Source organism: Chitinophaga sp. MM2321 (assembly GCF_964033635.1).
Taxonomy (GTDB): Bacteria; Bacteroidota; Bacteroidia; order Chitinophagales; family Chitinophagaceae; genus Chitinophaga.
This window is the reverse complement of sequence record NZ_OZ035533.1, coordinates 1,957,453-1,970,844: the sequence shown is the minus strand read 5'-3', so window position 1 is coordinate 1,970,844 and position 13,392 is coordinate 1,957,453. Positions and strand designations below refer to the sequence as shown.

General features: G+C 37.0%; 16 protein-coding genes. 13 read left to right on the top strand and 3 right to left on the bottom strand.

The window, feature by feature from the left end:
* Positions 1 to 102 precede the first annotated feature (102 nt).
* Both ABQ275_RS07650 and ABQ275_RS07645 read left to right on the top strand, forming a co-directional pair.
* On the top strand, positions 103 to 1,593 hold the full coding sequence (locus tag ABQ275_RS07650) for an AAA family ATPase (protein WP_349317692.1): 1,491 nt from the start codon (positions 103 to 105) through the stop codon (positions 1,591 to 1,593).
* Positions 1,594 to 1,946: 353 nt separating this feature from the next.
* Positions 1,947 to 2,123: a hypothetical protein gene (locus tag ABQ275_RS07645; protein WP_349317691.1), complete on the top strand. Its 177-nt coding sequence runs from the start codon at positions 1,947 to 1,949 to the stop codon at positions 2,121 to 2,123.
* An 86-nt stretch (positions 2,124 to 2,209) separates the two neighbouring features.
* Here ABQ275_RS07645 and ABQ275_RS07640 read toward each other — a convergent pair whose 3' ends face one another.
* Positions 2,210 to 3,628 (bottom strand): hypothetical protein, encoded by a 1,419-nt coding sequence (locus tag ABQ275_RS07640; RefSeq protein ID WP_349317690.1) that lies wholly within the window; start codon positions 3,626 to 3,628, stop codon positions 2,210 to 2,212.
* A gap of 262 nt (positions 3,629 to 3,890) precedes the next feature.
* Between ABQ275_RS07640 and ABQ275_RS07635 the strand changes: the two genes are divergently transcribed.
* The 11 genes from ABQ275_RS07635 (at position 3,891) to ABQ275_RS07585 (ending at position 11,802) form a co-directional block, all read left to right on the top strand.
* A complete protein-coding gene (locus tag ABQ275_RS07635; protein WP_349317689.1) occupies positions 3,891 to 5,108 on the top strand; it encodes a VapE domain-containing protein in 1,218 nt (405 codons plus the stop codon).
* A 446-nt stretch (positions 5,109 to 5,554) separates the two neighbouring features.
* Positions 5,555 to 6,064 (top strand): hypothetical protein, encoded by a 510-nt coding sequence (locus ABQ275_RS07630; protein WP_349317688.1) that lies wholly within the window; start codon positions 5,555 to 5,557, stop codon positions 6,062 to 6,064.
* A gap of 19 nt (positions 6,065 to 6,083) precedes the next feature.
* Entirely contained in the window at positions 6,084 to 6,431 is a 348-nt protein-coding gene (locus ABQ275_RS07625) for a hypothetical protein (protein WP_349317687.1), read from the top strand.
* Between the two features lie 18 nt (positions 6,432 to 6,449).
* Entirely contained in the window at positions 6,450 to 6,965 is a 516-nt protein-coding gene (locus ABQ275_RS07620) for a hypothetical protein (RefSeq protein WP_349317686.1), read from the top strand.
* Positions 6,966 to 7,110: 145 nt separating this feature from the next.
* Positions 7,111 to 7,446: a hypothetical protein gene (locus tag ABQ275_RS07615; RefSeq protein ID WP_349317685.1), complete on the top strand. Its 336-nt coding sequence runs from the start codon at positions 7,111 to 7,113 to the stop codon at positions 7,444 to 7,446.
* Between the two features lie 78 nt (positions 7,447 to 7,524).
* Positions 7,525 to 8,373: an AAA family ATPase gene (locus ABQ275_RS07610; protein ID WP_349317684.1), complete on the top strand. Its 849-nt coding sequence runs from the start codon at positions 7,525 to 7,527 to the stop codon at positions 8,371 to 8,373.
* Between the two features lie 12 nt (positions 8,374 to 8,385).
* Positions 8,386 to 9,357: a DUF3871 family protein gene (locus ABQ275_RS07605; protein WP_349317683.1), complete on the top strand. Its 972-nt coding sequence runs from the start codon at positions 8,386 to 8,388 to the stop codon at positions 9,355 to 9,357.
* A gap of 375 nt (positions 9,358 to 9,732) precedes the next feature.
* Positions 9,733 to 10,284 (top strand): hypothetical protein, encoded by a 552-nt coding sequence (locus ABQ275_RS07600; protein WP_349317682.1) that lies wholly within the window; start codon positions 9,733 to 9,735, stop codon positions 10,282 to 10,284.
* Positions 10,274 to 10,540: a hypothetical protein gene (locus ABQ275_RS07595; RefSeq protein ID WP_349317681.1), complete on the top strand. Its 267-nt coding sequence runs from the start codon at positions 10,274 to 10,276 to the stop codon at positions 10,538 to 10,540. Before ABQ275_RS07600 ends, ABQ275_RS07595 begins: the two co-directional genes overlap by 11 nt.
* Positions 10,541 to 10,569: 29 nt before the next feature.
* On the top strand, positions 10,570 to 10,833 hold the full coding sequence (locus tag ABQ275_RS07590; RefSeq protein WP_349317680.1) for a hypothetical protein: 264 nt from the start codon (positions 10,570 to 10,572) through the stop codon (positions 10,831 to 10,833).
* A 540-nt stretch (positions 10,834 to 11,373) separates the two neighbouring features.
* A complete protein-coding gene (locus tag ABQ275_RS07585; RefSeq protein ID WP_349317679.1) occupies positions 11,374 to 11,802 on the top strand; it encodes a hypothetical protein in 429 nt (142 codons plus the stop codon).
* Positions 11,803 to 12,244: 442 nt separating this feature from the next.
* Here the strand turns inward: ABQ275_RS07585 and ABQ275_RS07580 are convergent, their stop codons facing one another.
* On the bottom strand, positions 12,245 to 12,757 hold the full coding sequence (locus tag ABQ275_RS07580; protein ID WP_349317678.1) for a YetF domain-containing protein: 513 nt from the start codon (positions 12,755 to 12,757) through the stop codon (positions 12,245 to 12,247).
* Entirely contained in the window at positions 12,757 to 13,239 is a 483-nt protein-coding gene (locus ABQ275_RS07575; RefSeq protein WP_349317677.1) for an inorganic diphosphatase, read from the bottom strand. The genes ABQ275_RS07580 and ABQ275_RS07575 overlap by 1 nt, the downstream gene beginning before the upstream one ends.
* Positions 13,240 to 13,392 lie beyond the last annotated feature (153 nt).

Below are 13,392 nucleotides of genomic sequence, written 5' to 3'. Positions count from 1 at the left end.
TAAATCAAGGTTATTATTTCATGCTGCTTTAAAAAAAGAAAATATTACTGGTTTCAAGTGGCAAAATTCATAGTTTTGTCAGAATCCTAAAAAAGAAAATCAATGTACCAAAGTGAAATTCGCGACAGCGTTATACAAGCTCTTTTGGAAAAGGCCGCCAATAGAAATTATGGTAACTATCTAAGCAAAATACTTTTGACGCGTGTACGAGGTCTAAATAATCAGAATATAACATTTGATTTTCCGGTCACGGCTATCATTGGCACTAACGGAAGCGGAAAAACAACAATAATAGGATCAGCCGCTATCATTTATAAAGACATTCAACCAAAAAAATATTTTGCCAGAGGCGGTAACCTAGATCTTGATATGAGCAATTGGGAAATTCAATATGAACTCATTGATAGGTCAAAAGTTGCTAACGATATTATCAAAAGAACTGCAAACTTCAAAAGATTACGATGGAATAGAAATCCACTGGATAGAAAGGTTTTAGATTTTGGAGTGTCCCGTACTGTCCCTCCCATTGAGAAAAATGAATTCAATCGCTTTGCTAATAGCAAAGTAATGTTTCAAACGACTAATATCTATCCCATGACTCAAACGTTAGGCGTAGCCATAAGTCAAATTTTAGGGAAAGATGTTTCTTCATTCAGGTACATTAGATTCAATGAATCTGGAGATATCGACTTTCTTTCCGGTAAGAACCAAAGCGGTCAGCAGTATTCCGAATTTCATTTTGGCGCGGGAGAATCAAGTATAATTAGAATGGTTTCACAAATTGAAGCATTGCCAGATAATTCGCTTGTGCTAATTGAAGAAATAGAAAATGGGTTACATCCAATTGCAACTATCAAAATGGTTGAATACTTGATCGACGTTGCCTATCGAAAAAAAATCCAATCAATATTTACTACTCATTCTGACTATGCGTTAAAACCACTACCCAATAAGGCTATTTGGGCAACGATTGATGGAAAATTATACCAAGGTAAATTAAACATTCATTCACTCAGGGCAATTACAGGCGAAATTGATCTCAAACTTGCGATCTTTGTTGAAGATGAATTCGCAAAAATGTGGGTAGAGTCAATGCTTAGGTATGAAGATGGCATATCCCTAGATACTATGGAAATTCATCCGTTAAATGGTGATGGAAATGCGGTCAATATGCACAAGCACCACATGTTAAACCCAACGGTAAAGGAAAAATTCCCATCTATTTGTATCATTGATGGAGACTCTAGGCAGGTTGATGATCCTACCAATTCCATTTTCAGACTACCTGGTGAATCCCCTGAGAATTACATTTATAATTCAGTCTTGGAAAAAATTGATGAGTTTAAAATTATTTTGGCAGCAGCATTGCATAAAAGACCTGATCAGGCCGATCAGGTTGCCAAAATAATAGCTGATATTAGATTGACAAATCGTGATCCACATGTCTTATTTTCGCAAGTAGGAATGAAACTTGGTCTAATACCAGAGGACTTGGTAAAAATGGCTTTCTTAGCAGTCTGGAATCAAGCCTTCCCCGAGGAAAGACAGACCCTTCTTTCTGGCTTTTATGATAAGATTCCAAAGGAGGGATAGCTATCCAAAGTGATTCATCAACTACAGGTGTCTTATTCGTGAAATTAACATAGGGTATACGTTTATGAAATATGAAAATTCCTGAGATGTATACCCTAATTGATTTAGGCTAAATTATAGAAAATTGAAAAATACTTCTAAATAATAAAACTCCCGATTAACGAAGAAAGCTACATCATCCGCTTCTTCTGCGGTTCCGAATCTACTTTGACTAGCTCACACCTTTTCTTTAAAAATTATAGCAATACATATAAGCCTCAAGATTCAACGAACACAGATGTTCTCCAACGCAGAAATTGGCATATCACTTCTTTCGGCTTAAAACCTTTAAAATGTATGCTCAATTATTATAAATGACTAAAAACATCACAGGTTTACCCCTGCATGAAAAATGTTTATCCCTTTTAGCTATCTTAGGAAAAGAAGCGAAAGAGCAACATACTGATTTTAGACAGAAATGGGTAGATGGTCTTTTCGTAGTAGCCCCTTCCCCCATAGAAAAAACACCTTATTTTTTCCTTCATTCATAGATTTTGTTATTATATCCTCTATATTCCTTAATAGCTGCATTTTAAAGCCGTTAGCAGCCTTTTCCCACACGGCTAAACAAAAGCTATCAGACCAACGCACTAACTGGTGCAATAACCCCATTATTACATTTTAATGGTGGTCTATAGCCGACATGCTTTTCAATCTCCTCTGATATCACATTCCGAACATATTCGATATTGGGTTCGGTTGTCAATATTGAATCATGGACAGTAAAAATTGGGACATCTGGTCTTTCCTTCTTAATTCTATTTGGTATTATTTTCAGCATAATAAAACCCTCCATACCTTGTAGAAGCCACGAACAATATCGATAATCAATCTTTTTCAAAAGATCGAGTAGACCATGCACAACAGGGAAGAGTTGTTTAAATAGGGCAATGGGATTTATCTGATAATTCCTGCAATCCATATCTATATCTATGTCATCTGGATTTCCGTACATTACCCACATTACCATTTTTTTTACTTCCTCTCTAACCTGGTATTTTATGTGGCAGTGCTCCAAATAAATATCCATCATATATTCGTAGAGGTCACCACTAACAACTAGATTTTGGTATTTTTCTAAATCACAAGAACGTTTACTGTAGGCATTTCCATCGCTTTCTGCTAGCATATTGATATATTTAATTATACTTTTATAATATATACTAGTATCAGTCTTTCTTACCCTCTTATATAATAGAGGATGCACGTTCTTAAACTTGAAATCATATCTACTTGTAGGACTCATCCAAAAGTCCTTATTAAACAAACCGAGAATAAAAAATGGTTGACAATTGGATATATCAATTTCTACCAACTTTTGACCTCCATAAGTTATGTACTGACGCAACTTTCGAGGTAAACTAGTGATAGTGGAATAAAATCTCCTCGTTCTTTCTGAAATGGAGAAACGCCAATTTTGTTCCATGATGTTGTTAATGGTAATAATTCCATGCTGGTATCTGGGATCAGATTTTACGTAAGTGGTGTTAAGTTCGTTAATAACTTTGTCCTTATTAATTCCTAGATCGCCAGATTTAAAGAAGGAAGTGACATACTTGTACTCCTTTTGAGCAATCGCCATTTTATCATCCCCAGTGGAGATAATCGATAGTTTTTTCAACAGGACAGGATCACTAACGATGCTTTCCTTCAATGGGGAATTTCTATAAACTGCTGTAAACCTGTATTCACGGCAACGTTCACCAGGTGTATATGCCCCTGTTGATTGAAGAATCTCAGTTCTCAGAGCATACCCTAAATAATGTTGATAATCCCTGACATACTTTACAAGAATCTGCGCACAGAGTGTAGTCCAACCGTCAACCAAAGGCGAACGTGATTGTGTGGGTACTGCTTTTACCAGATACAGTAGGTACCGTAGGTTATCAATATGAAATGGATGAAAATTTGGTGGGTATTGGGAGATGTACTTGTCTAAATCAAGATTCTCAGGTAAAAAAATTTTTCTACTCATCCAGATATACGCAATAAGCATATATTCTGATATAAATTGTTTTTCATTATTGGTTTTTTGATATATTAAAGGAGAAAGCAATTGCTTGCTAGTGGCTGATCTTTATGACCAATGTTTAAAACTGTGAAGGTATATTTTATGGAATCTGATACTAAAAGTGGTGTCACCAAAATACATGCAAAGATACGTATATTATTTGAATATATCTAATTTTATTTGTATTTTTTGTTAATAAATCACTCTCCAATTATACTTTATTTTAAATTTCATCAAGATCCCTACTATGAATAAAAGAAACGAGCCAGACGCCCCTCTTATAGACAGTTTCGCAGATATGGAAGAAGTCGACAGTCTTTCTCTTGGGTCACAGATGCACCCTGTAGAATGGGCATTGAAGAAAAGGTATGATAGCAGGTACAATATCATTACCGGTCAGGTTGAAGTAAAGAAGAAAAAAGAGACGAAATACACTTCTTTAACTGATTATTTGCTCAATTCCATTATGCGAGACTTTCTTAAGAATGGTATTAAATGTACCTCCACTCTCTTAGCAGACTTTCTAAATTCGGATTTCAGTCCACGTTATGACCTATTCAGTGAATATTTTAAAAATCTTCCTGAATGGGATAAAGAAGATCATGTTCGCAAATTGGCGTCTACCATAAGGTGTAAGAATCAGGATTTATGGGAAATACATTTAAAGAAATGGCTCGTTGCAATGGTTGCAGGCCTGCTGGATCCAAAGGTGGTAAATCATACTGTTCTTGTTTTAGTAGGCGCGCAAGGTATTGGAAAAACAACCTGGTTACTAAATTTGGTACCTAAAGAATTGCAGAACCACGCATTTATGGGACTTGTTCACCCAGACAACAAAGATACAATTGTTAATCTCTCCGAATGTATGCTGATAATTTTGGATGAATTGGAAACGATGAACAGAAAAAGCGTAGGTGTATTGAAAGAAGTAATTACACAATCTCAAATTAGAGTGCGAAGACCATACGCACGTAATGCCGAGACATTGATACGCCGAGCCTCTTTTGTTGGCTCAGTAAATAGTATAGAATTTCTAAATGATCCTACTGGGTCAAGGCGTTTCTTATGTCATGAAGTGGAAAGTATGATTTATAACCATGAGATTGATTTAGCGCAATTATATTCACAATTATTATGTCTTTACAGATCAAAATTTGCCTATTGGTTTAATGACGAAGAAATAGCAGAAGTATGCAAGAATAATGATCAATATCAGATAAGCACCCCAGAAGAAGAAATGCTTCTAAAATATTTCGCACCGGGTACCAAAGAAAATGGGAAATTCTATAATGCTACTAACATCGTTCTTTTCCTTCAAAAGGTTACTTCCAATAAAATTACCTATTCACCAAACATAATGGGGAAAATGCTGAAAAAGAACAAATTTGAACGGAAGAAACAAAAAAGTGATTGGGGATATTTTTTGATGTTTCAATTGGATGACAAAGAGTATGAACTACTTTAAGGGTAAGTAGGGTAAGTATAAAACCTCAAAAGTATTAAATAAAAGAAAATGATTACTTGGATAACCTTGGTTACCCTACCCTAATCAAAATCGATTAACTGCTTTACTGGTACCTTGAGAATTTTAGCTATCAATGGTAGATAGCTAATTGCCGTATTGAGCTGCCCTCTCTCCATGCGGCCTATCTGGCTAGGTGGTAAACCACATTCATTAGCTAAATCTTCCTGCGAAAACCCCTTCCCCTTACGAATATTTCTTAGTTGCTCCCCGAATTTCTGTAAAAATGCTTCGTCCCTATAATATTTCATAGAGGCAAAGAGACGGGCATCACTCAACCTAAATAAGAGCAAATTTGCTCTATTTTGAAAAATAGCCTACTTTCGATAAGGTAGATTCCCTATAAATCAATAGATACTTTTCAAAACAATCTAAAACACGAAATACCTATGCAAAATGTACGGAGCGTCTTCTTATTAGTTATTCTTGCTATTCCACCTCTAATAATAAAGGCGCAGAAAATCCCAGAATATGACCATGTCATGCTGAACGGTGCTAAGGTTATAGAACCTACTTATTCAAACCTAATTGGACTCACATTATGCGATGAAAGCATCTTTATTAAAACTATGACAGCCTATGGTTATGAAGTGTCATATAACTATTCAACCGGATACAATGAAGCCTTTCTTTGGATAGATAACTCCCAATATGCAATCTCTATTAAAAAGAACAAATATCAGATTTTCATGATGTTTACACCAGACAAGTTTGATTTCGCGGTAAAGTTGATAGAGGACTTAAATCGTAAAGGACAAGTTTCTACAGTTAGGGGAGGGTATCAAAGTTATAAAATAGTTAGCCAATTACCTGATAACTATTATGCTAAATTTGTCCTCAACATTAAAAATGATATAAAGAATCATACCGGATTAATTAGTATGGAAATTAACAAATAGAAAAAAAATATCATTTACAATGAATCACAGAAAATGGCTACTCCTTCTTATTTGCTTTCTATTAAAGACATTAGCACTAAAAGCTCAAAGAGGAATTGAATACTATGAAACACATTGGGGTTATACTAGTGATGAAATATTCGAAAGAATTATTGCAAGCGGACTATTAGTTATTTTGGCAGCCCGGATGAGGCGCTCTTCTGAAAAGTACATTGTAAAAATTGGAAACGTAATTGGTGTAGTAGCAGGTTTAGTGCTTCTTTACTTCAGTATTGTGGCGTTTGATATGGCATGGAAGTATCTCGTTGGTATAATTATTATCATCATTGTTCTGTATGCTTTTTTAAATTCAAGTCAAAAAAAGTAAAGCACACTGCTCACTCATATGCACTGGCCATCACTTGAAAATTTTCCAAAAGAAGAATACCTGCCATTAACTCCGGAGCAAAAAGAATTATGGAATAAATATACCAGCCTCCCCTTCGTTGAGTTTAATTTTGAAGTGGTTTGCATACTAAATATCACTTCAACAAAAAGAGCAATCAAAATTTACACGCGGTTCAACGAACTGGGAGTCTACTATGTCTATCCCCTAAGTCGCTCCTGTAAGGACCCCATAAGGGAAACCAATAACCTTATCGATCCTGAATTAAACAGGCTGGAGCAGGGAGATATGGAGTTGACTCTCCATTCTACAACTGACCTGTTAAATTACTTAAAGCATCTTTCAGCAGGACTACCAATAATGATGTGCTATCGGCTTTCCTTCATTGGGGATGATCTAGCACTGAATACCGCATTCATAAAGGAATTGGAACAGGCTAAAACATCCCCTATAGAAGAATATACAGGAGTGCTGAAAGAATGGAGCCTGGCTTTAAGAAAGTACTTTATTGATTAAGCAATCTCGCCCACGCTTGCTCCCCCGCCTTGTATTCACGCGGATACCAAGGTCCCTCCCAACCACCGCCCCATCCCGAAAGGTTCCACCGTTCCCCCCGGTGTCTGAACCTCACTGTCATTAATTCACCTAAAAATCTACCTCAATGGTTACCATCACAAATTACCATGTGCGTAAAAGCAGCACAGGAAAGACATTTATTACACTGGAGATTCAAAGTGGTATTGAAATGATTCAAAGCCAGCAAACTGGAAAGTTCTACGCTACTGCAAAGAAATCTAGCATTCCATCTACGTTTGACGAATCCACCGCAAAAATGCTGATAGGGACACAAATGTCCGGTACAATTGAACGTATAGAGTGTGATCCTTATGATTATACTGTACAGCAGACGGGCGAAGTCATTAGTCTGGCGCATACCTATTCGTACCAACCTGAATCCTTTAGTAAGGCGAATACACCGCAATTACAAGGAAGCTGACCATCCAGAATTTTCTTATTAACGGGGCAAGGTGAATTTCATCTTGTCCTTTTTATTTACTATTCAAAATCCTGAAACATGCAACTTCGTCAAGCGCAAAGAAATAAAGCAAAAATAAAAATGGCATTGGCTGGCCCAAGTGGCTCAGGGAAAACTAAGAGCAGCCTGCTTACAGCCTATGGTCTATGCGGATGCTGGAACAAAATAGCCATCATTGATACTGAGAATAATTCGGCAGATCTGTATGCGGATTTAGGCCCCTATCAGGTATTAACATTATCACCTCCATTTACTACTGAGAAATATATTAATGCTATTATAACCTGCCAGCAGAAAGGTATAGAGGCTATTATTATTGATTCCATCACCCATGAATGGGAGTATATTCTTGATATTCATGGGAACATGACTGGCAATTCGTATACCAACTGGAATAAGGTCACACCGATGCACAATTCATTTGTACAAGCCATTCTACAATCACCTGTTCACGTTATTTCCACTATAAGAACTAAGCAGGATTACGTTCTTACCGAAAAAAACGGGAAGATGGTTCCTGAAAAAGTAGGAATGAAAGCTATTACCAGAGAGGGTATGGACTATGAATTTACATTAGTACTTGACCTTGATATGAAAAATCAGGCCACTGCAAGTAAAGACAGGACTGGTTTATTCATGAACAAGCCACCAGTAATAATTACACCTGACATGGGTATAGAAATTCTGGAATGGTGCAATCAGGGGTCAACAGACCCAAAGGTAAATCTCCCTCCTGATCTTACAGACAAAATAAACAATTGTAAATCCATTGATGAATTGCTGGACCTGTACATGAAAAGTCCTGAAAATCAGCAATCCCATTTGCAGGAGTTTACTACCCAAAGACAGCGCCTGAGCCAATTAGGAACAAACATTAATAACCAATAAAATCCCAATATCATGGAACTTGTACGCGAGTATCTGGCTTTTGAGTCAGAAGAAGTACCTATTTCAGAAAGCAGGCCATTTATTGAGGCCAACACAATACCAGCCAAACTAAAGGAGATCAAGGAATCACACATTATTCCAGTTTTCACAAAAGACAATGAGCAGGTTATCAGTCATGCAAATTTCATAGAGACGGCGGTAAATGTTGTTGATCAACTATTCAGTAAAGAGCTGGTTTTAAAGCCCAACACTAGGCTATCCCATCCAATTAAAGGAAGAGTTCCCTCAGCGAGAGATAAGCCCGTAAATCAACTACTAGAGCATGAAAAGACCCTTTACTATGAAAGGATGGCTTTTATAATTGAAATACCATCCATTTCAGATTACATCGGAGGAAATCAGCTTTCGTTAACTGTAGGTGGTGTAAAGGCTTATAACCTGGATAACCTTTCTACAAAGAAAGGTGCCGATGAACATTTTAAAGTGTTTATAGGCTTTCAGAATAAAGTATGTACAAATATGTGCGTATGGTCTGATGGCTATGTAGGTGACCTTAAAGTAAAAAACCAGCATCAGCTTTATACGGCTATTTACAATCTGTTCAGTAGCTATCAATCTGCCAGTCATCTAGCCACCATGAAGGATTTAACCAATTACTTTTTGACGGAACAGCAGTTCGCAAAGTTGGTAGGTAAAGCCAGAATGTATAATCATCTCCCAACAGACATAAAAGCAGAGATGCCACCTCTCCTATTTGGAGATAATCAGATTGGAGCTGTAGTAAAGGATTACTACAAGGATGAAAGTTTCTGTAGAGACAGTAACGGAAACATCAATCTTTGGAGGCTGTATAACCTCTTCACGGAGGCTAATAAAAGCACCTACATTGACAATTTTCTGGACAGATCAGTTAACGCCCTACAATTTGTAAACCAGATCAAAACAGGATTGGACAGCAAGAAAGGCAACTGGTTTCTAAACTAGTTTTAGTAAACATTGGGGTAATGAGCAGGCTGGATTATCTAATCCGGCCTTTTTGCTTTTATACCTGCTCAGACATCCCATATTCATCATTAACAATAAATCTTCAATTGTTGTACATGCGGTCAGAAAGCAGCATACTCGTAATTAACAGACAAGGGTATCTCCGGCGATTATACTGTCCCTTTGGGGTTGTAACTATCGTACAAGTAGGGAGTATACCCCCACGCACCAAAATGATAGTACAGGAAGTACAGGCTACCATTCAAGACCTGTTAATATACATTATCAACGGTAAACCTTTCACACATAAGCATTTTCATATTCTGATGCAGTTCTAAATCATCCCCCGTGAAGGAATACCTAAAATCACTAAACATGGGAAATAAGCGAATAATAAAATATCAGGAATTTTTAAGTAAAGCTATCCTGATAGACCAGACACATTTAATCAATACTTTAATAAAAGAGGACAGGCATCTCGACTACTTCAATCATATCTACAACAGGGTAAAATACAATTTATCCTTGTCTGATGGCTACCTGACAGCTACTGACGAGGTTCTTACCGATAAAATAGCTGAAATACAGAATTGCCTAAAAGGCATCAACGTAAAACTGAAGGAAAATCTCTTGGAGTTCGATTCCAGAGTACTAATGAGCCAGAGAGCAGACTTGGTATCTGATCTTGAAAAATTAGAGGGAGCCAAAAGCAGGGAAAGGGAAATATTTGACTGGTATTTGATCCCACACTGGTTATCTGATACATTGATCAGTATGGGAGAAGTAGTATTTAGGTCCTTTGGTTGTAACTGGTGGGGTGTTTCATCCCTCCTGGAAGATCATTGTAGCAAAGATGAAGTACTGCTGGAATTAATAGAGGAAATCGATAAATCCGGTAATTTCTTAAACAGCAGCGATGAAACATGAAAGCCAAAGTACAAAGGAGCATTTAGAGAAAGTCTTTGATCTTTTTGATACTTATGACTTATCCAGCATCAAAGAAGTGCTATGGGCCATCATCTATAATGCTATTGCAAGTCAAACAACTGATGATATGCAAAGTTCCAGTAGAGCAGAATTATTGACTGTTTACAAGCTAATAGACGACTTTATTGAGGGTATCCATGGCATTGGGCATGAATTATTCACTCGTTTTAACCACAAAGTACCTCCCGGTATGTAAACCACAGTAATATATTAAAAAATAAAATTATGAATAGCAAATCAACAGGGAATGTGTTTTTTGAAATACATTCAGCATTTTCCAAATTGGCCCTTAATTTCAGGGAAATGGTATCCGAAGAATGTAATTTCAGCGTTCCCACCTTTTATAGGAAAATGAAGGCTAAGGATAAAAAGCAGGGAAATAGAACCATACCAGCGATTAGTAATGCAGAAGAAACTGCCATTTTTAAGATTGCAAAGGCAGTTGTAGCTGAAATTACCGCCTTTATGGCCAGGTTTCCTATAAAGTAGGGTTACTCCATAGGGGGCTTTTTCTACTATAGAATCAATATTATTCACTTTTGGGTCACGTTATGGGTCAGGTCTTACCACAGGGATATAAAAAGGTTAGTTATAGAATCAAGCCAAACCTTTATCTACGCATAGATTCAGCGGATTTAAATACTTAAACGAGTGCTATAATGGGGTGCAAGGGGTCGCTAGTTCGAATCTAGTCGTCCCGACTAAAAGGCTAAAATCATTGTAACGCTTTGTTACGCGATATGCCGAAAAGCCCGCAGATATTGTATCTGCGGGCTTTTTCATTTTTGCCCATATCAATTTATATCATCGAATTTCAAGTTGTCAGCAGAGTAATCCGGTGAGTAGGTCAGTGAGTAACTTTATCTACTCAACGTAGATTCCTCGTCATATGTATTGATTTGTATTTCAAATTATTACAAAGGATATCATCTTATTTCAAATGATATCAATGGCTTTGTTTCTACTCATTTTTTGGGCTTGTGAGCCGCGAATCAGAGAACAAGATTTGTCCATTTAAATGAAGAAGAAATGAGAAGTAACAACACTTTCGGCGTACGCTTCGCTATACACCAGAACAAAAACAGACGGAAAGACTATTCCGTATTTGCCAGAATCTCTTGTAATAATTCCGCTGAAAGAGAATTAACAATTAAAGGCAGCTTCCGGATTGAGAATTGGGACGATGGTAAGGGTTGGCCTATTCTCTCCACCAAAGAGTTAAAAGAATTTGCCACCCACCTGGAAAAAGTAAAATCCAAATTAACGGCCATCTTCCAGGATCTCGAATTGAAAGAAGGTGTGCTGACAGCGGAGAATATCAAAAATTGTTACCTCGGCATTGGACCAGACATACAGAAAGTCACCATGCTCCAGCTCTGCAAAATCACTTATGATAAGTTCAAAACAGAAATTAAGAAAGGAAGCATCAAAAACTATGGGCTACAAACGGCTATGTAGAAAGGTATTGTAAATGGAAATACGCTGCTGGCGATATCCCCCTTCGCCACCTTAATTTTAATTTCATTGATGGCCTATATACCTACATACTTCAAAATCCAATTAAGCCGAATGATCCTTGTAATAAGAATGGCGCTATGAAGCACATGGAAAGGGTTAAAAAGATGGTGAAGTGGGCAGGGAAAAACGGCTGGTTCGAAAAGGATGCCCTTAGTTATTTTTCTGTCAATTTCAAACGGAAGGAAACGGAATATCTAACGTGGGAGCAACTCTGCTGGATATGCGACAAGTCTGTCTTAGCTTCCGATTTACATATTTGCCCGAGGATATACTGGGACCTGATTAAAGCCCTTTTAAAATCCGGTAGTTCGTAGCCTGAAAAATGGAGTTATACAGAATAAATTATGGGGAAAGCAAAGACAGAATATAAGCTAATGTAAAATCAAGGTAAAGCTTCAATACTTCGCGATTTCTTCAAAACAAAACTTATCCGACCATTAGTTTCCATGCGGGCACACTCAATAAATTCAAGGGAACTTTCATTAGTCTCCAGCCGAAGGCTTTCTAATAAGTCTTCCTTACTTAAAGATGTCAACTTCATATTCTCCCAGATAATTTTATCATTTTCATAAAGCAAAATTGGTTCCCCTTTTATGATACATGCGACTTTATATGATTTCATTGACAGCCAGGCAAGTATCCTGTCAATGACGACCATTACAACGGAAGCCGCAACTGTAGCAAAGAAAGGAGAAGCACCAATAACACCTCTTGCAAGTATGGCGCCCATCATTATTACAATGATCGTATCAAAGGAGGACTTTTTACCAAAGATCCTCATTCCCCCCAATCGGATGAGGGCCAGCGTTATGAAAAACATAATGAATGCACGACAGGACATTTGCAATATGGTCAAATGTTCTCCGTGCCCAAACAGTATGTCAACAGTATTCATTATTTGAATTTAATTTGTTTGATGGCACTATTCCTATCTAAAGTGCCAAGGATCTTGAAAATTTTCCCTTCTGCTTTATTATAATTAATAAAGAAATCTTCTAATTCCGTAATCATTGATTTACTAATTTCTTCAATAGCGTTGAGTTTTCTGAAATTCCTGGAATATACTGGTATAGATAGATATCTATCATTTCTAATAAGTTTATCACCTGAACGGCCTTGCTCAGCTTTAATCGCTCCAAGTAATCTGCAGTCCATCATGCAGCCAGGGAAACTTTTAAATTCCGAAATTACGATCATATCCAATGGATCACCGTCCTGGCCCTTCGTTCGTGGAATAAAACCGAAATCATAAGGAAAAATCATTCCGGCAGGTAATATTTTACTTAATTTATAATATCCTGCTTTCTTGTCAAAATCATACTTTTCTGTACTTCCTTTGGGGGTTTCAATTACCACAGGGAAAATTTCATTTTTCATAACAATATAGATCTGATCGATTGTATAAAAATTCTATGCCGCGAACGATAATAGCTGAGTCCGGATCTAATTATGCTAAGCCAAAGGGTAAATCTGGGAAAACAGACTCCTCATTGAATGTAGGGATTGCCTTTCCAGGTAATCCCATTAATT

Excerpts from the sequence above, each read along its gene's own strand:
- ABQ275_RS07650 (WP_349317692.1), top strand. The coding sequence starts at position 103 with ATGTACCAAAGTGAAATTCGCGACAGCGTTATACAAGCTCTTTTGGAA.
- ABQ275_RS07645 (WP_349317691.1), top strand. The coding sequence starts at position 1,947 with ATGACTAAAAACATCACAGGTTTACCCCTGCATGAAAAATGTTTATCC.
- ABQ275_RS07640 (WP_349317690.1), bottom strand. The coding sequence starts at position 3,628 with ATGCTTATTGCGTATATCTGGATGAGTAGAAAAATTTTTTTACCTGAG.
- ABQ275_RS07635 (WP_349317689.1), top strand. The coding sequence starts at position 3,891 with ATGAATAAAAGAAACGAGCCAGACGCCCCTCTTATAGACAGTTTCGCA.
- ABQ275_RS07630 (WP_349317688.1), top strand. The coding sequence starts at position 5,555 with ATGCAAAATGTACGGAGCGTCTTCTTATTAGTTATTCTTGCTATTCCA.
- ABQ275_RS07625 (WP_349317687.1), top strand. The coding sequence starts at position 6,084 with ATGAATCACAGAAAATGGCTACTCCTTCTTATTTGCTTTCTATTAAAG.
- ABQ275_RS07620 (WP_349317686.1), top strand. The coding sequence starts at position 6,450 with ATGCACTGGCCATCACTTGAAAATTTTCCAAAAGAAGAATACCTGCCA.
- ABQ275_RS07615 (WP_349317685.1), top strand. The coding sequence starts at position 7,111 with ATGGTTACCATCACAAATTACCATGTGCGTAAAAGCAGCACAGGAAAG.
- ABQ275_RS07610 (WP_349317684.1), top strand. The coding sequence starts at position 7,525 with ATGCAACTTCGTCAAGCGCAAAGAAATAAAGCAAAAATAAAAATGGCA.
- ABQ275_RS07605 (WP_349317683.1), top strand. The coding sequence starts at position 8,386 with ATGGAACTTGTACGCGAGTATCTGGCTTTTGAGTCAGAAGAAGTACCT.
- ABQ275_RS07600 (WP_349317682.1), top strand. The coding sequence starts at position 9,733 with ATGGGAAATAAGCGAATAATAAAATATCAGGAATTTTTAAGTAAAGCT.
- ABQ275_RS07595 (WP_349317681.1), top strand. The coding sequence starts at position 10,274 with ATGAAACATGAAAGCCAAAGTACAAAGGAGCATTTAGAGAAAGTCTTT.
- ABQ275_RS07590 (WP_349317680.1), top strand. The coding sequence starts at position 10,570 with ATGAATAGCAAATCAACAGGGAATGTGTTTTTTGAAATACATTCAGCA.
- ABQ275_RS07585 (WP_349317679.1), top strand. The coding sequence starts at position 11,374 with ATGAGAAGTAACAACACTTTCGGCGTACGCTTCGCTATACACCAGAAC.
- ABQ275_RS07580 (WP_349317678.1), bottom strand. The coding sequence starts at position 12,757 with ATGAATACTGTTGACATACTGTTTGGGCACGGAGAACATTTGACCATA.
- ABQ275_RS07575 (WP_349317677.1), bottom strand. The coding sequence starts at position 13,239 with ATGAAAAATGAAATTTTCCCTGTGGTAATTGAAACCCCCAAAGGAAGT.